The organism is Mesorhizobium sp. M4B.F.Ca.ET.143.01.1.1 (assembly GCF_004792275.1).
GTDB lineage: Bacteria > Pseudomonadota > Alphaproteobacteria > Rhizobiales > Rhizobiaceae > Mesorhizobium > Mesorhizobium abyssinicae.
In genome coordinates, this window is sequence record NZ_SRSR01000005.1 from 361,282 (window position 1) to 380,774 (window position 19,493).

The 19,493-nt window shown below is 65.8% G+C and carries 22 protein-coding genes; 14 read left to right on the plus strand and 8 right to left on the minus strand.

Going from position 1 to position 19,493, the window contains the following annotated elements; genetic code table 11:
• Positions 1 to 6: 6 nt before the first annotated feature.
• Complete coding sequence (gene ruvC / locus EN786_RS15360) at positions 7 to 519, minus strand: crossover junction endodeoxyribonuclease RuvC (RefSeq protein ID WP_127283756.1); 513 nt, start codon at positions 517 to 519, stop codon at positions 7 to 9.
• Between the two features lie 325 nt (positions 520 to 844).
• On the minus strand, positions 845 to 1,375 hold the full coding sequence (locus tag EN786_RS15365) for a DUF1465 family protein (RefSeq protein ID WP_127283755.1): 531 nt from the start codon (positions 1,373 to 1,375) through the stop codon (positions 845 to 847).
• Between the two features lie 528 nt (positions 1,376 to 1,903).
• Between EN786_RS15365 and EN786_RS15370 the strand changes: the two genes are divergently transcribed.
• Positions 1,904 to 2,455: a DUF2269 family protein gene (locus EN786_RS15370; RefSeq protein ID WP_127283754.1), complete on the plus strand. Its 552-nt coding sequence runs from the start codon at positions 1,904 to 1,906 to the stop codon at positions 2,453 to 2,455.
• 42 nt (positions 2,456 to 2,497) lie between these two features.
• Here the strand turns inward: EN786_RS15370 and EN786_RS15375 are convergent, their stop codons facing one another.
• Positions 2,498 to 3,268, minus strand: coding sequence for a sulfite exporter TauE/SafE family protein (locus tag EN786_RS15375; protein ID WP_127310886.1), 771 nt, complete (start codon positions 3,266 to 3,268; stop codon positions 2,498 to 2,500).
• Between the two features lie 175 nt (positions 3,269 to 3,443).
• Here EN786_RS15375 and EN786_RS15380 point away from each other — a divergent pair, with 175 nt between their 5' ends.
• The gene (locus EN786_RS15380) at positions 3,444 to 3,902 is read left to right on the plus strand and encodes a GNAT family N-acetyltransferase (RefSeq protein ID WP_127310885.1); all 459 of its coding nucleotides are present in this window, start codon (positions 3,444 to 3,446) and stop codon (positions 3,900 to 3,902) included.
• Between the two features lie 40 nt (positions 3,903 to 3,942).
• On the opposite strand, the gene EN786_RS15385 is transcribed toward EN786_RS15380, so the two are convergent.
• Positions 3,943 to 4,374, minus strand: a complete 432-nt coding sequence (locus EN786_RS15385; RefSeq protein ID WP_127310884.1) for an SRPBCC domain-containing protein — start codon at positions 4,372 to 4,374, stop codon at positions 3,943 to 3,945.
• Positions 4,375 to 4,535: 161 nt separating this feature from the next.
• Here EN786_RS15385 and EN786_RS15390 point away from each other — a divergent pair, with 161 nt between their 5' ends.
• On the plus strand, positions 4,536 to 5,633 hold the full coding sequence (locus EN786_RS15390) for an adenylate/guanylate cyclase domain-containing protein (RefSeq protein ID WP_127310888.1): 1,098 nt from the start codon (positions 4,536 to 4,538) through the stop codon (positions 5,631 to 5,633).
• 84 nt (positions 5,634 to 5,717) lie between these two features.
• On the opposite strand, the gene EN786_RS15395 is transcribed toward EN786_RS15390, so the two are convergent.
• Positions 5,718 to 6,158: an Lrp/AsnC family transcriptional regulator gene (locus EN786_RS15395; protein WP_127283750.1), complete on the minus strand. Its 441-nt coding sequence runs from the start codon at positions 6,156 to 6,158 to the stop codon at positions 5,718 to 5,720.
• 131 nt (positions 6,159 to 6,289) lie between these two features.
• Between EN786_RS15395 and EN786_RS15400 the strand changes: the two genes are divergently transcribed.
• From EN786_RS15400 to EN786_RS15440, 9 genes are all read left to right on the plus strand, one after another.
• Entirely contained in the window at positions 6,290 to 7,189 is a 900-nt protein-coding gene (locus EN786_RS15400; RefSeq protein WP_127310883.1) for a DMT family transporter, read from the plus strand.
• 143 nt (positions 7,190 to 7,332) lie between these two features.
• On the plus strand, positions 7,333 to 7,980 hold the full coding sequence (locus EN786_RS15405) for a thiamine phosphate synthase (RefSeq protein ID WP_127310882.1): 648 nt from the start codon (positions 7,333 to 7,335) through the stop codon (positions 7,978 to 7,980).
• A gap of 46 nt (positions 7,981 to 8,026) precedes the next feature.
• A complete protein-coding gene (locus EN786_RS15410) occupies positions 8,027 to 9,076 on the plus strand; it encodes a tetratricopeptide repeat protein (protein WP_187331444.1) in 1,050 nt (349 codons plus the stop codon).
• Between the two features lie 139 nt (positions 9,077 to 9,215).
• Positions 9,216 to 9,782, plus strand: coding sequence for an elongation factor P (gene efp / locus EN786_RS15415; RefSeq protein ID WP_127286858.1), 567 nt, complete (start codon positions 9,216 to 9,218; stop codon positions 9,780 to 9,782).
• Between the two features lie 26 nt (positions 9,783 to 9,808).
• A complete protein-coding gene (locus tag EN786_RS15420) occupies positions 9,809 to 10,618 on the plus strand; it encodes an inositol monophosphatase family protein (protein WP_127286859.1) in 810 nt (269 codons plus the stop codon).
• Positions 10,619 to 10,716: 98 nt separating this feature from the next.
• Positions 10,717 to 11,403, plus strand: a complete 687-nt coding sequence (locus tag EN786_RS15425; RefSeq protein ID WP_127310880.1) for a hemolysin III family protein — start codon at positions 10,717 to 10,719, stop codon at positions 11,401 to 11,403.
• A 197-nt stretch (positions 11,404 to 11,600) separates the two neighbouring features.
• A complete protein-coding gene (locus EN786_RS15430; RefSeq protein WP_127286861.1) occupies positions 11,601 to 12,626 on the plus strand; it encodes a MotA/TolQ/ExbB proton channel family protein in 1,026 nt (341 codons plus the stop codon).
• Between the two features lies 1 nt (position 12,627).
• Positions 12,628 to 13,659, plus strand: coding sequence for a peptidoglycan -binding protein (locus tag EN786_RS15435; protein WP_127286862.1), 1,032 nt, complete (start codon positions 12,628 to 12,630; stop codon positions 13,657 to 13,659).
• Positions 13,660 to 13,900: 241 nt separating this feature from the next.
• Entirely contained in the window at positions 13,901 to 14,326 is a 426-nt protein-coding gene (locus EN786_RS15440; protein WP_127287144.1) for a hypothetical protein, read from the plus strand.
• A 62-nt stretch (positions 14,327 to 14,388) separates the two neighbouring features.
• Here the strand turns inward: EN786_RS15440 and EN786_RS15445 are convergent, their stop codons facing one another.
• Positions 14,389 to 14,742: a DUF1304 domain-containing protein gene (locus EN786_RS15445; RefSeq protein ID WP_127312019.1), complete on the minus strand. Its 354-nt coding sequence runs from the start codon at positions 14,740 to 14,742 to the stop codon at positions 14,389 to 14,391.
• Between the two features lie 152 nt (positions 14,743 to 14,894).
• Here EN786_RS15445 and EN786_RS15450 point away from each other — a divergent pair, with 152 nt between their 5' ends.
• Positions 14,895 to 16,379: a carboxypeptidase M32 gene (locus EN786_RS15450; protein ID WP_135908653.1), complete on the plus strand. Its 1,485-nt coding sequence runs from the start codon at positions 14,895 to 14,897 to the stop codon at positions 16,377 to 16,379.
• Positions 16,380 to 16,396: 17 nt separating this feature from the next.
• Here the strand turns inward: EN786_RS15450 and EN786_RS15455 are convergent, their stop codons facing one another.
• Complete coding sequence (locus EN786_RS15455) at positions 16,397 to 18,199, minus strand: ABC transporter transmembrane domain-containing protein (RefSeq protein ID WP_127311359.1); 1,803 nt, start codon at positions 18,197 to 18,199, stop codon at positions 16,397 to 16,399.
• Between the two features lie 204 nt (positions 18,200 to 18,403).
• Here EN786_RS15455 and rpmE point away from each other — a divergent pair, with 204 nt between their 5' ends.
• The gene (rpmE, locus tag EN786_RS15460) at positions 18,404 to 18,625 is read left to right on the plus strand and encodes a 50S ribosomal protein L31 (protein WP_023668748.1); all 222 of its coding nucleotides are present in this window, start codon (positions 18,404 to 18,406) and stop codon (positions 18,623 to 18,625) included.
• A gap of 130 nt (positions 18,626 to 18,755) precedes the next feature.
• Here the strand turns inward: rpmE and EN786_RS15465 are convergent, their stop codons facing one another.
• Positions 18,756 to 19,400 carry a TetR/AcrR family transcriptional regulator gene (locus EN786_RS15465; protein WP_127311360.1) on the minus strand — a complete coding sequence of 215 codons (645 nt, stop codon included), beginning with the start codon at positions 19,398 to 19,400 and terminating at the stop codon, positions 18,756 to 18,758.
• Positions 19,401 to 19,493: the final 93 nt, after the last annotated feature.

The following is a 19,493-nucleotide window of genomic DNA, read 5'->3' on the forward strand; positions in this document are numbered from 1 at the left end:
AACAAACTACCCGGCCAGCGCGGCCATCCGGTAGGCGGCGCTTTGCCGGTGATGCGCATGGCAGATGGCGATCGCCAGCGCATCCGCCGCGTCATCGGTCTCGAACACCGCCTTCGGCATCAGCACCTTGACCATCATATGGATCTGCTTCTTGTCGCCGTGGCCGACACCGATCACCGCCTTCTTGACGGCGTTGGGCGCATATTCGGCGACCACAAGCCCGGCGCGCGCCGGCACCAGCATGGCGATGCCGCGCGCCTGGCCGAGCTTGAGCGTCGCTGTCGCATCCTTGTTGACGAAGGTCTGCTCGACCGCAGCCTCGTGCGGCATGGCCTGATGCAGCACCTCGGCCAGCCCGTCATGCAGCTGGCAGAGCCTGGTCGCCAGCGCCGCCTTGTCGTCGGAGCGCACCGTGCCGGAGCCGACGAAGCGCAACGAATTGCCGAGGCTCTCGACGATGCCCCAGCCGGTGCGCCTCAGCCCCGGATCGATGCCGATGATGCGAATCGTTTCCCCCATGCGCGAAGTCTACCTCCGAAGCAGGGCGATGCCAGCAAAATGTGAACAAACCAGAAACGACCTATACGGGGACCCAGGCAGCTTCAAAATTCGGTCTGAAGAGGCATGATAGATAACGTCGTTTTCGAGAACCGGAGCGGAGCGTACTCAAGTAGGTGAGCAACGCGCATGACCCCGAAAATCGAGCCCATTTTCGGAAAGGATCATGCGCAAGATCAAGAAATGCTACAGCGTCCTTTGCGCGTCCGAAAGGACGCGCGGCGCTGTAGGAAAGCGCAGAAAACGGCGCTAGATGGCCATCAGAGCGAATTGTCAAACTGCCGTATCAGCCGCGGGCAAAGGCGGTGTTCAGCAGGCTGATCTGGTCGGAGACCGGATTGACGCGGCGGGTCAAAGCGGGCGTGTCGGCCAGTGCGTTGCCATAGATTTCCTCGTCCATGCGGCGCACCAGCGCCTGCAGGCGCAGCGAGCGGGTGACGAGGTCGAGAAAATCCTTCGGCAGTTCGCTCCAGCCGAGCGCCTCGTCATGCGCGGAAGCGGTGTCGAGACGCACCTTGGACTTTTCCGAGGCGACCTGGTCGCGGGTCATTTCGCCGGAATTCGCCGCGCGCTGCAGAAGCAGCCAGGAAGCGACCTGCATCAGCCTGGTGGTCAGCCGCATCGATTCGGCCGCGTAGAGCGTCGCCGCCGTACGTGACAGTTTCTTGGCTTCGGCCCGGCCCTTGCCGTCGAGATATTCGGCGGCCTGTTCGACGAGGCCCATGCCCTCCTGATAGAGCGGCTTGAAGGATTGGGAGAAAACCCGGCGCTCCGCCAATTTGATGGTTTTCGCGCTTCCCTTGGAAGGCTCGTTCATCGATACGCCCCTGCACTGCCGCAAGCCGAATCGGCACTCTTGCCGTAACGCCCTGCACCCTTAAACGACTGAGCTTGAAAATGCGCTTCGGCGCAGGTGAAGGCAAGCACATGTTTAACAAACGGTTAACGCCGAACGCCTGACCGGACTGCGCCGCTTTGCGGGCAAAAAAAGAGCCGCGGATAAGGCGGCTCTCAGGAGTTTAACAGGGAGGCGTCAAACAAAGTGGCTCCAACCACTCGGTAAGAATCCAGATCACTGGATGCGCATAGTAAACGCCCGTAAAGCTTAATGAAGCCTTAACGACGGCGAGATTTTTTTACCGGCCGCCCGGCTTCTGTGCCGTAACAGCACAATCGTCCTCAACTGCGCGCGGTGCAAAAACCCGGCGTTCCCGGCACCACGAAACACGCCGGCCGCCGCCGCGACATCGTTCCGAAACACGGGCCGCGCTAAACGCCCGCTCCTCTGAACCGGGTGGAGCAAATCAGCTCCATCGCAATTACCAGAACCTCGGGGGGCAAAACTATGGACTGGTATTCAATCGTCAAATTTCTCCACGTCGTCTCGGCCACTCTGTGGGTCGGCGGCGGCTTCGCGCTGTTCCTGCTTGGCCTGCTTGCCGAGCGCGCCGGCAACGTCGAGGGCAAGCTGCAGGCGATGCGCGCCACCGGGCAGTTGGGCAACCGCTACTTCGCGCCGATGTCGATGCTGACGCTGCTGTTCGGCCTCATCATGTGCGCGTTCTGGGTCGGTTTTTCCGACCTTTGGATCCTGATCGGCCTTGCCGGTTACGCCACGACATTCTCGATCGGCATGTTCGTGTTCAAGCCGAGCGCCGACCGCATGGCCGACATGATCGCAAAGGATGGCGTTACGCCGGCCGTCCTTGCCGTCGGCCAGCGCATCATAAGCGCCGCCCGCTTCGACTATTCGGTGATGCTGGTGGTCATCGCCGACATGGTGCTCAAGCCGACCGTGCACGACATCGCCATCCTCGCCGGCATGGCGCTGGTGGCGGCGGCGGGCGCCATGCTGGCCTTCGGCCGCAGCCGCCGCTTGGTGCCGAGCGCCGCCTGAAAGCATGACGGCGAGGGACGGTCGCGTGGCCGCGCCTTGCTCTCAAAGCAGGCCGGCGATCCCGTCCCACAACAGCTTGACCGCGACGATGGCGACGGTCGCGTAGGTGAAGGGATAGAAGACCTCCGGCCGCATGCGCCGCACCAGCCAGGCGCCGGCGATGGTCGCCAGCGGCGCCAACGGCATCAGCACCGCCGACGCCGTCAGGTTGGTGGTGTCGAACTGGCCGAGCGCGAAATAGGGGACCAGCTTCAGCGCGTTGGTGGCGGCGAAGAAGATCGCCGATGTGCCCGACAGCACCTTCGGATCGAGCCGGATCGGCAGCGCATAGACCTGGAACGGCGGGCCGCCGACATGGGCGACGAAGCTGGTGAAGCCGGCGACGGTGCCCCAGAAGGCGGCGGCCACCCGGTTGGGCGCCGCCGCATGGTCGGCGCCGTGGCGGAACTGCAGATAGAGCCAGCGCAGCACGAAGATCAGCGCGACCGCGCCGACGATCAGCCGCACCATCTCTTCGGTGACCAGCGCCGCCGTCAGCCAGCCGAGGCCGATGCCGATCACCGCGCCCGGCATCATGTCGACCAGCATCTTGCGGTCGTAGACGCCCCACCACGTCCAGACCGAGACGATGTCCATCAGGCACAGGATCGGCAGCAGGATGGCGGCCGCCTGCACCGGCGGCATGGCCAGCGCCATCAGCGGCACGCCGACGAAGCCGACGGCGCCGCCGAAGCCGCCTTTCGACAGGCCGACGAGAATGACCGCCGGAATGGCGGCGGCATAGAACCACGGATCGCTGAGCAGGCCTGTCATGGGATGAGAACGGCTGGAGGGTGGGAGCCCTGCAATAGACCAGAATGCCTGGCGCCGCGATAGACAATGTGCCCTGGCGGCAGCCTGCGCGATCAACTGTCCGTAACACGGCTTTCCGGATTTGCGGCAACGCGCCGCCCATGCATAAGGTCACGCCCCATGCACGAGGTTTGACATGAGCGAAATCCGGATCCGCCGCGCGCAGGAAGCCGATCTACCGGCGATCGTCGCCATGCTCGCCGACGATCCGCTGGGCCGCGGCCGCGAGGATGCCAGCCAACCGCTGGCCAAACCCTACCGCGACGCTTTCGCCGCCATCGATGCCGATCCCAACCAGTTCCTGGCTGTCATGACGGACGGTGGCCGCGTCATCGCCACGCTGCAGATCACCTATCTTGCCGGGCTGTCGCTTCAGGGTGCCAGACGCGGGCAGATCGAGGCTGTCCGCGTCGCCGCCGACCGGCGCGGCGAACGGCTTGGACAGCGCCTGCTGGAATGGGCGGTCGAGGAATGCCGCAGGCGCGGCTGCCGGGTCGTCCAACTGACGACCAACAAGAGCCGGGCGGATGCGCATCGCTTCTATGAACGGCTCGGCTTCAAGGCCAGCCACATCGGCTACAAGCTGGATCTCTAGCGGTTGGTGTCGTTGGCTGTCGGCAATCGCGGCCGCAGCCCTACATCTTGTCCGGTCCCGGGTCGCCACCGGCGGCGGCGATTGCGAGCCGGCTCAGATAGTGCGTCCAGCCCTTCTCATGGCTGTCGCAAATCTCCCGGTCGGCAAGGCCGCTATGGGTGAGCTTGACTCGCGTTCCGCCGGACTCTTCGAGCAGATCGATTTCGACAAGGCTCGAACCGGGCGGCGTCTGGTCGTTGCCCTCCCAGCCGAAGCTGTAGGCAAGGCGGTGGACAGGTACGACCTCGGTGAATTGGCCGCGTGCCGTGGCCCTTCCTGCCAAATTCAGCAAGTAAAGACCGCCTGGATGGGGTGCCATGGCCTCCGTTCCCATCCAGCGCACGATCTTGTCGGGATCGGCCAGGAAGGCGAAGACCGTCGCCGGCGGCGCCGCGATCTGCACCTCACGACGAACGATCAAGGGTTCAGCCATCGAAATCTCCTGGGTGTGCGCGCGCCAACATGGCTCGCCCGACAGGCGGCGCCGGACCAGCGCATTCGATTCGACGCCAGATCGCCCTTCCTTTCAACAAAAAACGCCTTGGGCATTTCGCGCTGGTGACAGCGGCGGAACGCCGAAGCATGATCGTGTCGATGCGGCTTTCTGCAACTCTCGCCTGGTTGGTCGACCACGCCGGCGGCGCCGTCCAACCGGATGAATTTCTGGCCACGCTCGGCGCGCGGCTGGTTGACGATGGGCTGCCGCTCGCCGGTGGCGCCCTGACGCTCGCCGCACCGCATCCGATCATAACGCGCCGCGCCTGGCTGTGGCGGGCCGAGACAGGCGTCGTCATGGAAGCGCTGGGTTTTGGCGCCGGCAGGATGCCTGGAGCCGGGGAGGGCGATCTCGGACGCGATTGGCTGGCGGGACTGGGAACCGGTGTCGTGCACGATTACACGGTTGGGCCTGAGCGTCAGGATGCGCAATCCGAGACTCCAAAGCTGAATTGGGTCGCGGTCCGCCCTCTGGCGGAGCACGAATCGAATACACTGGACGAGGTGGCGCGCTTCGCGGCTGCGCCACTTGCCGCTCTCGCCGCCAGGTCGGCGCTGTCGGCCCTGCTTCAGGCCTATCTTGGGCAGCGAAGCGCGGCGCGGGTGTTGGCCGGCCGTTCTCGGCGCGAGGTTGGTGAGACGATCCGCGCCGTCCTGCTCTACAGCGATTTGCGCGACTTTACCGCCCTGTCGGAGGAGACGGACGCCGGACAGGTCGTGGCGGCGGTCAACGCCAGCTTCGACCGTATCGCTGGCGCCGTTCACGCTTTTGGCGGCGAGGTGCTGAAATTCATCGGCGACGGGGTGCTGGCGATCTTTCCTGTCGGCGAGCGCTCGGCTTCGGAGGCTTGCGAGGCGGCGTTGCGCGCGATCGGAGCGGCGCGGGCGGGAATGGCGCAGCTCAATCAGGTCCGCGCCACACAGGGCATGCCCGAACTGCAGTTCGGCATGGCGCTGCATCTGGGCGACATGGTGTGGGGCAATATCGGCACAGCCGACCGGCTGGATTTCACCGCCATCGGCCCGGCCGTGAATCTCGTCAGCAGGCTCGAGGGCCTGTGCCGGCCGCTAGGACGGAGCGTGCTGATTTCGGGCGCTGTCGCGGCGGAAACATCAACGCCCGTGGTCCCGCTGGGCGAACATCTATTGCGCGGAATCGCTAGACCGTGTGCCGTCTTCGGCCTGCCGGACGGGTGACCTCAACAGTCCCCTTTCACGCAAACATCGAATTGTTTTTACGCAATTCCGAACGGAACTGTTTTTCCACTTTTCCTGGGTGGCTTAGATGCCGAGCGGCGGCGGGCGCCGCCGGATCGGCTGCGCCTTGATGATCGCGGTGCTGGTTTCCGCCTTGTCGGCGATCCGGTCGAGAAGCCGGTCGAGCTCGCCGATCGAGCGCACGAACAGCCGCGCGACGAAGCAGTCGTCGCCCGTCACCTTGTCGCATTCGCCGAATTCAGGGGTCTCCTCGATCAGCTTCTGCACGATGTGCAGCTTGCCCGGGAGGGGCCGGATGCGCACGATCGCCTGCAGCGGGTAGCCGAGCGCTTCCGGATCGACATCGATGGTGAAGGCGCGGATGACGCCGCGCTCCTCGAGCCGCCGCAACCGCTCCGAAACGCTCGGCGACGACATGCCGACCTGCTGCGCGAGATCCTTCAGCGACGTCCTGGAATCTCGGACGAGGATGTCGAGAAGGCGCCGGTCAAGATCGTCGAGCATTTTCACATTCCACGATGAAAGCCATTTCTGCCTTTTTTAATTAGGCGAATAGGCGATATCATCTTTTTCACAGCATGGAAATGACCTCGACCTCTTGTGATCATGAAGCCTGAAAATCATTGGGGTCTTTCATGAGCAATACGCTGCGCGGCACGGTCGAAATGACCGCGGCAATGGCAATCCTCGGCACGATCGGCTGGTTCGTCGTGCTTTCGGGCCAGCCCGCCATCGACGTGGTGTTCTGGCGCTGCGCCTTCGGCGCGGCGACGCTGCTTGTCATCTGCGCGGCGCTTGGCCTGCTGCGCGGCACGCTGACGCCGCGCGTCGTCGCGCTTGCCGCGCTCGGCGGCGCCGCCATCGTCATCAACTGGCTGCTCCTGTTCAGCGCCTTTCCGCGCGCCTCGATCTCGATCGCCACCGCCGTCTACAACACCCAGCCCTTCATGCTGGTCGGCTTCGGCGCGCTCTTCCTTGGCGAACGGCTGACCCTGACCAAGCTGGCTTGGCTCGCCATCGCCTTCGCCGGCATGCTGCTGATCGTCCAAACCGGCCCCGATGCCGGCGACGTCGGCACCGACTATGCGACCGGCATCGCGATGGCGCTGGGCGCGGCCTTCTTCTGGGCCGTGGCGGCCATCGTCACCAAGGCGCTCAAGGGCACGCCGCCGCATCTGATCGCGCTTATCCAGGTTTGCGTCGGCGTCGTCATGCTGGCGCCCTTCGCCAACCTTTCCCACCTGCCGTCGGACGCCTGGAGCTGGATGATGCTGGCCACGCTTGGCGTCGTCCATACCGGCCTGATGTACATTTTGATGTACGGCGCTATCCAGAAACTGCCGACGCATCTGCAGGGGGCGCTCTCCTTCGTCTATCCGGTGGTGGCGATCCTCGTCGATGTCGGCGCCTTCGGCCATCGGCTGCACCCCGCCCAGATCGTTGGCGCCGCCGCCATCCTGATCGCCGCCGCCGGCATGACCCTCGGCTGGACGCCGTGGAAGCGAAAGACACCGGGCCCGCAACCGGCAGAGTGACGGAACGCGACCGGCACCCCAGGCCTGCATTCGCCTTCACGATAACGATCCCGCTTGCCCGCCTGTTCAAACCGGGCGCTTTGCTCTATGCCGCAATGCAACCATCTTCGCCCGGCATAGGCGAAAACCGGGATCGAAGACCAATGAACGACGCCACGCCGCCCAATCGCTGCCGTATCGTGCTGATCGCGCCGAAAGACGCGCCGGCCGAGCGCATTGCCGCGGCCTTCGACGGCGGCGACGTCGCCTCGCTCATCCTGCCGGAAAACGGCATGGACGAGGCTTCCTTCCAGGCCTTAGCCGAGAAGATCGTGCCCGCGGCGCAAGCGGCAGGCGTGGCGGTCGTCATTGCCGGCGACACCCGCATCGCCGGCCGCGTTCAGGCCGACGGCATCCATGTCGAGGTCTCCAGCCAGGAGCTCGCCGAGACCATCGAACATTTCCAGGGAAAGATGATGGTCGGCGCAGGCGGCGCCAAGACCCGCGACGACGCGCTGGAGCTCGGCGAGGCGCGGCCGGACTATATGTTCTTCGGCCGCTTCGGCTACGACAACAAGCCGGAGCCGCATCCGCGCAACCTGTCGCTTGGTCAATGGTGGGCCGAGATGATCGAGATCCCGTGCATCGTCATGGCCGGCTCCGACCTTGCATCGGTCGAGGCGGTGGCCGCCACCGGCGCCGAATTCGCGGCCCTGTCCAGCGCCGTCTTCGCCGACGGGACCGATCCCAGGGCGGCGGTCGCGGCGGCCAATGCGCTGCTCGACGAAACCGCGCCCCGCTTCGAGGACTGAGGTGCGCCGGTCCGTGCTTCCCCTCGCGGTTCTCGCCGCGGCCTTCATGACCGAGGCGGCGGCAGCCGCACAGACCGTTCCGCTGCCGCAGCCCCGGCCGGATGCGGGCGAGCCGGATGCAAGCGCACCGGCTGCAAACGCGCCAGCCGCGGGCGCACCGGCCACAGGCGTGCATGTCGACAAGCCTATCGCCACGCCCTTGCCGCAGCCCGCTACCACGGCGCCGTTGCCTTCGGCCGACAGCATCAACCCCGATCGGTTCGGCGCGAAGCCGGCCGATCCCGCCTATGGCGCCTTCCAGCGCGGGCTCTACAAGACCGCCTACAATCTCGCGCTGGCGCGTGCCCAGAATGGCGATCCCGCCGCGCAGACCCTGGTAGCGGAGATTCTGTCGCGCGGGCTCGGCGTGCCGCTCAACGCCGCGGAGGCCGCCAAATGGTACGCGCTCGCCGCCGAGCAGGGCGTGCCGGAATCGCAATTCCAGTACGCGCTGATGCTGCTCGACGGCCGCTACGTCAAGAAGGACGAGAAGGCCGCGTATGCGCTGATGCAGGCCGCCGCCGAGGCCGGCAACCGCCTGGCGCAGTTCAATTTCGCGCAACTGCTCGTCCAGCAGGATCCCGGCGACGCCGGCATCGCCAAGGCTGCCACCTATTACGAGCGCGCCGCCGCGACGGGACTGGCCGACGCGCAATATGCGATGGCGCAGATCTACGCCAACGGCGTCGGCGGCAAGCCGCGCGACGACTCCCAGGCGCGCACCCTTTTGGCGCAGGCCGCCAGGCAGAATTACGACACCGCGCAGATCGACCTCGCCACCTGGATGATCGAGGGGCGCGGCGGCAGCCGCGACCTGAAGTCGGGCTTCGGCTGGATGAAACAGGCAGCCGAGGGCGGCAATGTCGCCGCCCAGAACCGCCTCGCCAAGCTCTACATGGAAGGCATCGGCACCGACCCGGATCTGATCCTTGCCGGTGCCTGGTATATCGTCGCCCGCCGCGCCGGGCTGATCGACCCTCAGATGGACGATTTCCTGCAAGGGCTCGACGACGACCAGACCAAGCAGGCGCTGCAGAAGGCGAACCGCTTGCCCTGACGCGCCGGCGGGCAGCGGGCACGAGGCAGCCGCCGATCGGGCTGCGTCGCCCCGCTCCCTTGCCTCTCCTGGCGATTTGTGGTCTTGGAAGCGCCAAATCGCCGTTCGTGGCGAAAATCTCATTCCGGATCACATCATCATGGCCAAGATCAATGGCAACGAAATCCGTCCCGGCTATGTCATCGAGCACGATGGCGGCCTCTGGGTCGCGGTCAAGACCAACACCGTCAAGCCCGGCAAGGGCGGCGCCTACAACCAGGTCGAGCTGAAGAACCTGATCAACGGCACCAAGCTCAACGAGCGCTTCCGCTCGGCCGAGACCGTCGAGCAGATCCGCCTCGACCTCAAGGATTTTTCCTTCCTCTACGAACAGGACGACGCGCTGGTGTTCATGGACACCCAAAGCTATGAGCAGCTCGAGCTGAACAAGGATTTCGTCGGCGACCGCGCCGCTTTCCTGCAGGATGGCATGATGGTCACGGTCCAGCTCTATGAGGAGCGTCCGATCGGCATCTCGCTGCCCGACCAGGTGACGCTGACCATCACCGAGGCCGACCCGGTGGTGAAGGGCCAGACGGCCGCCTCGTCCTACAAGCCGGCGGTGCTGGAAAACGGCATCCGCGTGCTGGTGCCGCCGTTCATCGGTGCCGGCGAGCGCATCATCGTCGACACCAACGAGATCACTTACGTGCGCCGCGCAGACTAAAGCGCCAAGCAGCAGGAAACGAAAAAATGGCGCGTTCCGCGATCCTCAATGTCATGGTCCAGGCCGCGATGAAAGCCGGCCGCTCGCTGTCGCGCGACTTCGGCGAAGTGCAGAACCTGCAGGTGTCGATGAAGGGGCCGGGCGACTATGTCAGCCAGGCCGACCGCAAGGCCGAGGACATCCTGTTTACCGAACTGTCGAAGGCGAGGCCCGGCTATTCCTTCCTGATGGAAGAGCGCGGCGCCGTCGAGGGCGAGGACGGCCAGCACCGCTGGATCGTCGATCCGCTCGACGGCACCACCAACTTCCTGCACGGCATCCCGATGTTCGCCATCTCGATCGCGCTGGAGCGCCAGGGCCAGGTCGTCGCCGGCGTCGTCTACAATCCGGCGATGGACGAGCTCTACACAGCCGAGCGCGGCGGCGGCGCCTTCATGAACGACCGCCGGCTGCGGGTTGCCGGCCGCACCAAGCTCATCGATTCTGTGATCGGCTGCGGCGTGCCGCATCTCGGCCGCGGCCAGCACGGCAATTTCCTCATCGAGCTGCGCAACGTGATGGCCGAGGTGTCGGGCGTGCGCCGCCTTGGCTCCGCCTCGCTCGACCTCGCCTATGTCGCCGCAGGCCGCATGGACGGGTTCTGGGAAGTCGGCCTGTCGGCCTGGGACATCGCCGCCGGCCTGCTTTTGATCCGCGAGGCTGGCGGCTTCGCCTCCGATTTCGAGGGCGGCCAGGAGATGCTGGAACGTGGTTCTGTCGTCGCCGGCAACGAGATCATCCAGCGCGCGCTGCTGAAGACCGTCAAGAAGCCGCTGTCATCCGGCAAATCCGGTTGACGGGCGCGCCGCGCTGAAGCGCCGCAGTCGCAAAACCGCAACCAAAGCTTGAAATACTGTCCGGCAAGCGCCCAGATGAGGGCGATGCAGGACCGCTCATGAGCAATTCAGGGCCACAGATCGAGATCCCGTTCGTCGGACGCTGGCACTATTCGCGCGCCGAAATGATCGCCGACGGCATCGTTCACGCGGTGGGCATCGTGCTGGCGATCGCCGCGGGCTCGGCCTTCCTGGCGCTTGCAGCCTTCCATGCCGGACCCGGCGAATACATTGCCGCCGCCTTCTATGTCGTCGCGCTGCTCACCGTGCTCTCGGTGTCGCTGGCCTATAATCTGTGGCCGGTGTCGTCGCCGGCGAAGTGGATCCTGCGCCGCTTCGACCATGCCGCGATCTACCTCCTCATCGCCGCCACCTACACGCCCTTTCTCGCCCAGCTCGACGGCTCGCCGCTGGCCGTTTCGATGATCGTGCTGGTGTGGACGGCGGCGGTGGTCGGCATCGCCATCAAGGTGCTGTTCCCCGGCCGCTTCGACCGGCTGGCGATCGTCTTCTACCTGGCCATAGGCTGGAGCGGCATCGTGCTTGTCGACCCGTTGGTCCAAATCCTGCCGGCGACATCGATCGCGCTGATCGTCGCCGGCGGCATCGTCTATTCGCTGGGCGTCATCTTCTTCGCCTGGAAGGGCCTGCGCTTCCACAACGCCGTCTGGCACGGCTTCGTCGTCACCGGCGCCGGCCTGCACCTGGCAGCCATGGTCGACTGTCTGGTGATAAACCGCTTCTAGGACATGATCCCGAACCGGTTTTCGGAAAAGATCATGTCGCAACAGGAAGATGGAGCCCCATCCCGTTTCCATCGGGAGGGAACAGGCTCGAAAGCCCGGCTCGGCATTCTTGCCAAGCGCCATTCAATTTGGTCACAATTCCGTTTAGAGTCGCGAACTGGTTGATCGGCGGCAGCCGCATCGGAAACGGGGCACGAATGGCTTTTCTCAGATCCTTCGGCATCGGCAGACGCTCCGACGTTCTGATCTACGACCCTCATAAACTGTCGAGCCCGCAGGTTTTCCTGCTGACCATGATGATCTTCCTGATCATCGTCGCTTTCATCGCCGCCATCCTGACCCGCCAGGTCTCGACCGCCTTCTCCACCAATCCGGGCCTCAACGGACTGATCATCGGCGTGCTGGTGGTCGGCATCCTGCTCGCCTTCGCCCAGGTCGGGCGCCTGTTTCGCGAGGTGCGCTGGGTCAACTCCTTCCGCGCCGGCTCGGAGACCACCGAACCGGTGCTGCTGGCGCCGATGAAGGCGATGATCGGCCGCTCGTCGACGGTCGCCTTCTCGACGACCTCGATGCGCACCATGCTCGACTCGATCGCCACCCGCCTCGACGAGAGCCGCGACACCTCGCGCTACCTGGTCGGGCTGCTCGTGTTCCTCGGCCTGCTCGGCACCTTCTGGGGCCTGCTCGGCACCATCGGCTCGATCCGCGAAACCATCGAAGCGCTCGATCCCGGCACCGGCGACGCCGCCGCCGTCCTGGATTCACTGAAGCAGGGCCTGTCGGCGCCGCTCGCCGGCATGGGCACCGCCTTCTCGTCCTCGCTGTTCGGCCTCTCCGGCTCGCTGGTGCTCGGCTTCCTCGACCTGCAGGCCGGCCGGGCCCAGACCCGCTTCTATACCGAGCTCGAGAACTGGCTGTCCTCGGTCACCGACCTTTCCTCCGACATCGTCGTATCCGATAATGCCAGGAGCGAGCCTTCCGACGAGATCCGCCTGTTGTCGGAGCGCCTGCGCAGCCTGCAGGAAAATGGCGGCGGCTCCAACCCGCGCGTCGCCACCGCCATGGCCAATCTGGCCGACGGCATTTCCGGCCTGGTCAAGAACATGCGCTCGGAACAGCAGATCATGCGCGATTGGGTCGAGGCGCAGTCCGACGAGCAGAAGGCGATGCGCAACACCTTGGAAAAGATCGCCGACGCCCTGAAGAAGCAGGGAGTGCACTGACGTGGCACTGGCGCGGGCGCGGCGTGCCGATCGCCGCATCGACTACTGGCCGGGCTTCGTCGACGCGCTGTCGACGCTGCTGCTCGCCATCATGTTCCTGCTCACCGTCTTCGTGCTGGCGCAGTTCCTGCTCGGCCGCGAGATCTCCGGCAAGGACACGGTGCTCAACCGCCTCAACTCGCAGATCAACGAACTGACCCAGCTGCTGGCGCTGGAGCGCTCGACGACGCAGGACAGGGAGGACTCGCTCGCCAATCTGCAGGCGTCGCTGTCGGCGTCTGAGGCGGAAAAGAGCCGGCTCGAACAATTGCTGGCGCAAGGCGCCGGCGCCGGCGACGCCGCCAACCAGCGCGCCGCCGCCCTCTCCGGCGAACTCGACAGCCAGCGCCAGATCAGCCAGCAGGCGCTGAGCCAGGTCGAGATCCTCAACCAGCAGATCGCAGCACTGCGCAAGCAGATCGGCGCGCTCGAGGACGCGCTCAACGTGTCGGAAGCGCGCGACCGCGATTCCAACACCAAGATCGCCGATCTCGGCCGCCGCCTCAATGTCGCGCTGGCGCAGCGCGTGCAGGAGCTGAACCGCTACCGTTCCGACTTCTTCGGCAGGTTGCGCGAGATCCTCGCCGACCGCGAGAACATCCGCATCGTCGGCGATCGCTTCGTCTTCCAGTCGGAGGTGCTGTTCCCGACTGGCTCCGAGGAGATCAACGATGCCGGCAAGGTCGAGATGAAGAAGCTCGCCGACGCCATCATCGAACTGCAGAAGGAAATCCCGCCGGAGATCAGCTGGGTGTTGCGCGTCGACGGCCACACCGACAACAAGCCGTTGTCCGGCACCGGCCGCTATCGCGATAATTGGGAGCTGTCGACGGCGCGCTCGACCTCGGTGGTGAAGTTCCTGATCGAGAACGGCGTGCCGGCCAATCGGCTGGTCGCGGCCGGCTTCGGCGAGTTCCAGCCGCTCGATCCCGCCGACACCGACGAAGCGCGCACCAAGAACCGCCGCATCGAGTTGAAGCTCACTGAACGGTGATCGCGTATCACGCGAATTTGTTCGCCGGCTCAACGCTAGGGCGCAGCCGCAAGGCCGGCAAGGCCTGAAAAGATTATCTTTTTTTAATTACACTTCACGACTGGGCGCTCCTAGTTTTCCGCGCAGGGCCGAGAACCGCCGGCGATGCCTCCCATCGCGACGCGACGGAACCGGACGGCCCGGAAGGTCGGAAGGCGGAGCGGCGCGGCCGCTCCCTTCCCCAGCAGAAGGAAGCGCCGCCATGCGCTCTTCAATCTCTCTCAAGACTGCAACACTTGCCGCCATTCTCGTCTCCGCTCCGCTCGCCGGCGCCTACGCTGCCGGACATCACAAGGGCGCACTCGATGAATCCTCGCCGACCGACTTCACCGGTCCGCGCGTGGCGGGCCTTATGGCGCAGGTGCAGGGTGTCGACCAGGGCATCACCGACGCCAGGCAGGACAACACGATCACGCCGGCCGAGGCGCAGACGCTGCATATGCGCGCCGCCCATATCAGCCAGGCCGCCGCGAAAACCGCCGCCGCCGATCGCGGCAGGATACCGGCTGCGCAGTATCATGATTTGCTGCGCCGGCTCGACAATGTCGACCAGGCGCTGCGCATCGACAGCGGGACCGGCTTCCTGATGGGCGACGGCGCCGACGGCGGGCACTATCCCAACGGCTGATCGCTCGACCCGAGGAAGGGACACCTGGCGCCCGAGGGAACTCCGTCCCAAGGGCGTCCTTTTTACCAGCCCAGCCAGAGCGCGATGATGGCAAGCGCGGCCGGCACGGTCTGGATGAACAGGATCTTCCTGCCGACGGTCGCCGCGCCGTAGAGGCCCGCGATGGCGACGCAGATCAGGAAGAACATCCTGACCTGGAAGCCGGCCGCGCCTAGATAGAGCCCCCAGATCAGGCCGGCGGCGAGGAACCCGTTGTAGAGCCCCTGATTGGCGGCCAGCACCTTGGATGCCTTGGCGAAATCCGGCGTCAGCCTGAACGCCTTGTGGCCCTGCGGCGTATCCCACAGCACCATCTCCAGATAGACGATGTAGCAGTGGATCAGCGCCACCAGCGCGACCAGTATGTTGCCGATCATTTTCCCCCTCCGCTTTCGATGCCAGCATTGATCACGCGCGGGCTTGTCCACGCAAGATGGTTTGAGCACCCTGCGCGGCAGGGTTGCCAAGGCTGGCGCGTTGGTATCTTTTCGCGCCGTCCAATTCGCTAGCTGACCAGACCGGAGCCGCCATGTCCTTTCAGAAACTCGACGACCTCGGCCACAAGCTCGAAGCGCTGGAGCATGCGCTCGCCATCCTCGGCGCCGACGAGGCGACGCATATGGCGGTCGGCGGCGGCGAGAAGCGCGCCGAGGCGATGTCGGCGCTTGCCGGCATGCTTCACGCCCGGGCGACGGCGCCGGAGATCGGCGACTGGATCGCGGCGGCCGAGGAGGAAGCGCTGAACGAGGAGCAGCAGGCGGCGGTGAGGGAGTTGCGCCGGCAATACACCAACCTCACCTGCCTGCCGGTCGAGTTCGTCGAGCGCCAGACGACGGCGCGCATGCGCTCCGAGCAGCTCTGGCGCGACCTGCGTGCCAGGAACGATTGGGCGGGCTTTCTGCCGGCGCTGGAAGGCGTCGTCGCCCTGGTGCGCGAGGAGGCGGCGCTGCGCGCCAATGCGCTGGGCCTCGACCCTTATGACGCGCTGATGGAACAGTACGACCCCGGCAACCGCGCCGCCGACATCACGCCGGTCTTCGCCGAGCTGAAGAGCTTCCTTCGGGAATTCGTGCCGGAAGCACTGGCGGCGCAGGAGGCGCGGCTGGCCCGCCATCCATCGAAGCCGCTTTCGGGCAGCTATGCGATCGACCGGCAGCGCGAGCTTGGCCTCGCCATGATGGCAGCCGTCGGCTTCGACCTCACCCATGGCTCGCTGTCGGTGTCGCACCATCCCTTCTGCGGCGGCGTGCCGAGCGATGTGCGCATCACCACCCGCTACAAGACCTCCGATTTCCTGTCGGCGCTGATGGGCGTGCTGCACGAGACCGGCCATGCGCTCTACGAGCAGAACCTGCCCAAGGCCTGGGCGCACTGGCCGCTCGGCAAGGCGCGCGGCATGGCGGTCCACGAAAGCCAGAGCCTGTTCGTCGAAAAGCAGATTGGCCGCAACCCGGCCTTCTGGCGCTGGGCCTTGCCGGTGGTCGAGCGGCATCTCGGCGAGGCCTGGTCGCTCGACGATATCCTGCCGCATGTGCACCGGGTCGAGCGCGGCCTGATCCGGGTCGATGCCGACGAGGTGACCTATCCGCTGCACGTCATCCTGCGCTACGAGTTGGAGCAGGAACTGGTCTCGGGGCGGCTGGAGGTCGCCGACCTGCCCGAGGCCTGGGACGCCAGGATGCGCGACTATCTCGGCCTGTCGACGCTCGACAATCCGGCCGACGGACCGATGCAGGACGTTCACTGGCCGGGCGCCGCCTTCGGCTATTTCCCCTCCTACACGCTGGGCGCCATGATGGCGGCGCAGCAATGGGCGGCGCTGACCCGCGAGCATCCGTCCGCCGATGACGACCTCGCCAAGGGCGATTTCAGCGCCATCAACGCCTGGCGCCGTGAGAGGATCTGGTCGCAGGGCTCGCGCTGGTCGACGCCTGAGCTGCTCGGGCGCGCCACCGGCGAGAAGCTCAACGCCGCGTATTTCACCGAGCATCTGCGCAAGCGTTATGGCGTCTGAGCCCGCACGAAGCGTGACTACTCGGCCGCGCCCCTGAAAGCGCTGGCGCCGGTCTCGAACTGCAGCTTGGCCAGCCGCGCATAGATGCCGCCCTTGGCGACCAGGCTCTGGTGAGTGCCTTCCTCGACGATGCGGCCGCCTTCCATGACCAGGATGCGGTCGGCCTTCAGCACCGTCGCCAGCCGATGCGCGATGACGATGGTGGTGCGGCCCTGCATCAGCCGTTCCAGCGCCGTCTGCACCAGCGTCTCGCTTTCGGCGTCGAGCGCCGAGGTCGCCTCGTCGAGCAACAGGATCGGCGCGTCGCGCAGGATGGCGCGGGCGATCGCCACGCGCTGACGCTGGCCGCCGGAAAGCGTCACGCCACGCTCGCCGACCTGGCTGTCATAACCCTTGTCGAGCTTCAATATGAACTCGTCGGCAAGCGCTGCCTTCGCCGCTGCCTCGATCTCGGCATCGCTGGCGCCCGGCCGGCCGAAGCCGATATTGTCGCGCGCGCTGGCGGCGAAGATGGTGACGTCCTGCGGCACGATGGCGATGCGCTGCCTGATCGCGGCGGGATCGGCCTCGCGCAGATCGACGCCGTCGATGACGATGCGGCCCGTCTCGGGATCGTAGAAGCGCAGGATCAGCGAAAACACCGTGCTCTTGCCCGCGCCGGAGGGGCCGACGATCGCCACCGTCTCGCCCGGCTTCACCTGGAAGCTCAGGCCATGCACGGCGGCGCGGTCCGGCCGTGCCGGATAGGAGAACGAGACGTCGTCGAAGCTGATCGCGCCTTTCGCCTTCGCCGGCAGCGGCCGCGGATCGGCGGGCGGCTGGATCGCCGGCTTCTCGGCCAGGATCTCGGTCAGCCGCTCGGCAGCACCCGCCGCCTGGGCAAGCTCGCCCCACACTTCCGACAGCGCGCCGAGCGCGCCGGCGGCGAACACCGAATAGAGCAGGAACTGGCCGAGCGTGCCCGCCGACATCGTGCCGGAAAGCACGTCGCGTGAGCCGAACCACAGCACCGCCACCACCGAGGAGAAGATCATGAAGATGGCGAAGAAGGTAAGGAAGGCGCGCGCGAAGACGGAACCGCGCGCTGCCTCGAAGGCGGCTTCGACGGCGGCGGAGAAACGGCCGGTGACCAGCGTCTCGTTGGTGAAGGCCTGCAGCGTGCGCACCGCACCGATCTGCTCGCTGGCATAGGCGGTGGCGTTGGCCAGCGTGTCCTGCGCCTGCCGTGACTTGCGCCTGACCGACCGGCCGAAGGCGACCAGCGGCAGCACGATGAGCGGGATGGCGGCGATGACGAGGCCGGACAGTTTCGGGCTGGTGAAGACCATCATCGCCACCGCGCCGAGGCCGAGGATGACGTTGCGCAGCGCCACCGAGGCGGTGGCGCCGACCGCCGATTTCACCTGCGTTGTGTCGGCGGCGAGCCGCGACACGATCTCGCCCGAATGGGCCTTGTCGAAGAAGGCCGGCGACAGCGTCGTGACATGGGCGAAAACGTCGCGGCGGATGTCGGCGACGACGCGCTCGCCAAGCGTGATGACGAAATAGTAGCGCCCCGCCGATGCGGCTGCCAAAAGCGCCGCCATCGCCACCAGCGCTGCGAAATATTCGGCGATGAAGGTCGAGCCGGAGGACGAGAACCCGTTATCGATCATGCGCCGCACGGCCATTGGCAAGGCCAGCGTCGTCCCCGCCGCCACGGCCAGCGAGATGAGCGCGCCGACGACCATCGTGCGGTAGCGGAAGATGTAGGGATAGAGGCGCGCAAGCGGCCCGAGCGAGCGCCGGCGCCCGTCTGCATCGCCACTGATATCCGCCATGAGCGTTTCCTCTGGCCGCCTTCGGGCAGTGCGTGCAATATGCGCCCGCCGCGGCCTTGTGATTCAATTCCGGCTGATGTATAGGCTCGCCGACCGTTTTAGAAGCCGTGGCTCCTCAATAGCTGCGGCTTCGAGTTTTAAAAAGGGGCGCATCGACGCAGGCCATGGGCCCGTCGGCAGCGCCACAAGCCAGGAAAAACGACAATGAAGGCCGACATCCATCCCGATTACCACACCATCAAGGTCGTCATGACCGACGGCACCGAATACTCGACCCGTTCGACCTGGGGCAAGGAAGGCGATACGATGAACCTCGATATCGACCCGACCACGCACCCGGCCTGGACCGGCGGCCAGCAGACCCTGCTCGACCGCGGCGGCCGCCTGTCGAAGTTCAAGAAGCGCTTCGAAGGCTTCGGCCTCTAAGCCGGATACGCCAGCAGATTTTGAAAAACCCGCCCTCGAGGCGGGTTTTTTGTTGCCATGACAGCTCCCTTCTCCCCGTAGACGGGAGAAGGGAGCTGTCGTCAACTGTTTCGCAAATCGCGAACGTCGCCTACTCGCCCTCCAGCTCCCTCAGCGCCATGCGCTTGTAGGCCGCGACCAGCCTGTCGCCCTCCTGGCGGTCGACGGAGATCGCCAGCCGCATGGCGGCCTCGCCCATCTGCCAGACCAGGAAGGCTGTGGTTTCCAGTGCCACCGGATCGGCGTCGGGCCGCAGTCGCTTCAGCACCGCGACGAGGAATTCGGCATTGGCGCGGCTGTCGGCGAGCTCGAGCTCGCGCAGCGCCTTGTCGGCCTGGGTGCCCGACCAGATGTCGCGCATCACCGGCTCGGCCAGGAACAGCCGGTAGTAGATATCGACCAGTTCCGAGAATGCCCGCCGCAAGCCCTCGGCGTCTGCGACATCCTTGAGCGCCGCGGCGATACAGGCCTGGCTTTCGGCGGTGTAGCGCTCGGCCAGCGCCCAGACGATCGCCCGCTTGTCGGGGAAGAACTGGTAGAGCGAGCCGATCGACACGCCCGCCCGCTCCGCCACCTCGCCCATGCGCATCGCGTCGCTGCCTTGCGCGGCGATCAGCGCCGAGGCGGCGGCGAGCATGCGTTCGACCCGCTCGCGGCTGCGCTGCTGGCTCGGGGAGCGGCGTGGCGAGGCCACTGATCCATCCTGCTGATGCGGCGCGGCACCTCTGCCTTCCATGGAGCCCTCCGGAAAGACTCTGCGACAACTCGCTTGACTCACAAAATACGAGGGTTTATCACGTTTTGCAAATGTGAGGATTACTCATATTTG

Coding starts and splice junctions, on each gene's coding strand:
- ruvC (WP_127283756.1), bottom strand. CDS start 519: ATGGGGGAAACGATTCGCATCATCGGCATCGATCCGGGGCTGAGGCGC.
- EN786_RS15365 (WP_127283755.1), bottom strand. CDS start 1,375: ATGAACGAGCCTTCCAAGGGAAGCGCGAAAACCATCAAATTGGCGGAG.
- EN786_RS15370 (WP_127283754.1), top strand. CDS start 1,904: ATGGACTGGTATTCAATCGTCAAATTTCTCCACGTCGTCTCGGCCACT.
- EN786_RS15375 (WP_127310886.1), bottom strand. CDS start 3,268: ATGACAGGCCTGCTCAGCGATCCGTGGTTCTATGCCGCCGCCATTCCG.
- EN786_RS15380 (WP_127310885.1), top strand. CDS start 3,444: ATGAGCGAAATCCGGATCCGCCGCGCGCAGGAAGCCGATCTACCGGCG.
- EN786_RS15385 (WP_127310884.1), bottom strand. CDS start 4,374: ATGGCTGAACCCTTGATCGTTCGTCGTGAGGTGCAGATCGCGGCGCCG.
- EN786_RS15390 (WP_127310888.1), top strand. CDS start 4,536: ATGCGGCTTTCTGCAACTCTCGCCTGGTTGGTCGACCACGCCGGCGGC.
- EN786_RS15395 (WP_127283750.1), bottom strand. CDS start 6,158: ATGCTCGACGATCTTGACCGGCGCCTTCTCGACATCCTCGTCCGAGAT.
- EN786_RS15400 (WP_127310883.1), top strand. CDS start 6,290: ATGAGCAATACGCTGCGCGGCACGGTCGAAATGACCGCGGCAATGGCA.
- EN786_RS15405 (WP_127310882.1), top strand. CDS start 7,333: ATGAACGACGCCACGCCGCCCAATCGCTGCCGTATCGTGCTGATCGCG.
- EN786_RS15410 (WP_187331444.1), top strand. CDS start 8,027: ATGACCGAGGCGGCGGCAGCCGCACAGACCGTTCCGCTGCCGCAGCCC.
- efp (WP_127286858.1), top strand. CDS start 9,216: ATGGCCAAGATCAATGGCAACGAAATCCGTCCCGGCTATGTCATCGAG.
- EN786_RS15420 (WP_127286859.1), top strand. CDS start 9,809: ATGGCGCGTTCCGCGATCCTCAATGTCATGGTCCAGGCCGCGATGAAA.
- EN786_RS15425 (WP_127310880.1), top strand. CDS start 10,717: ATGAGCAATTCAGGGCCACAGATCGAGATCCCGTTCGTCGGACGCTGG.
- EN786_RS15430 (WP_127286861.1), top strand. CDS start 11,601: ATGGCTTTTCTCAGATCCTTCGGCATCGGCAGACGCTCCGACGTTCTG.
- EN786_RS15440 (WP_127287144.1), top strand. CDS start 13,901: ATGCGCTCTTCAATCTCTCTCAAGACTGCAACACTTGCCGCCATTCTC.
- EN786_RS15445 (WP_127312019.1), bottom strand. CDS start 14,742: ATGATCGGCAACATACTGGTCGCGCTGGTGGCGCTGATCCACTGCTAC.
- EN786_RS15450 (WP_135908653.1), top strand. CDS start 14,895: ATGTCCTTTCAGAAACTCGACGACCTCGGCCACAAGCTCGAAGCGCTG.
- EN786_RS15455 (WP_127311359.1), bottom strand. CDS start 18,199: ATGGCGGATATCAGTGGCGATGCAGACGGGCGCCGGCGCTCGCTCGGG.
- rpmE (WP_023668748.1), top strand. CDS start 18,404: ATGAAGGCCGACATCCATCCCGATTACCACACCATCAAGGTCGTCATG.
- EN786_RS15465 (WP_127311360.1), bottom strand. CDS start 19,400: ATGGAAGGCAGAGGTGCCGCGCCGCATCAGCAGGATGGATCAGTGGCC.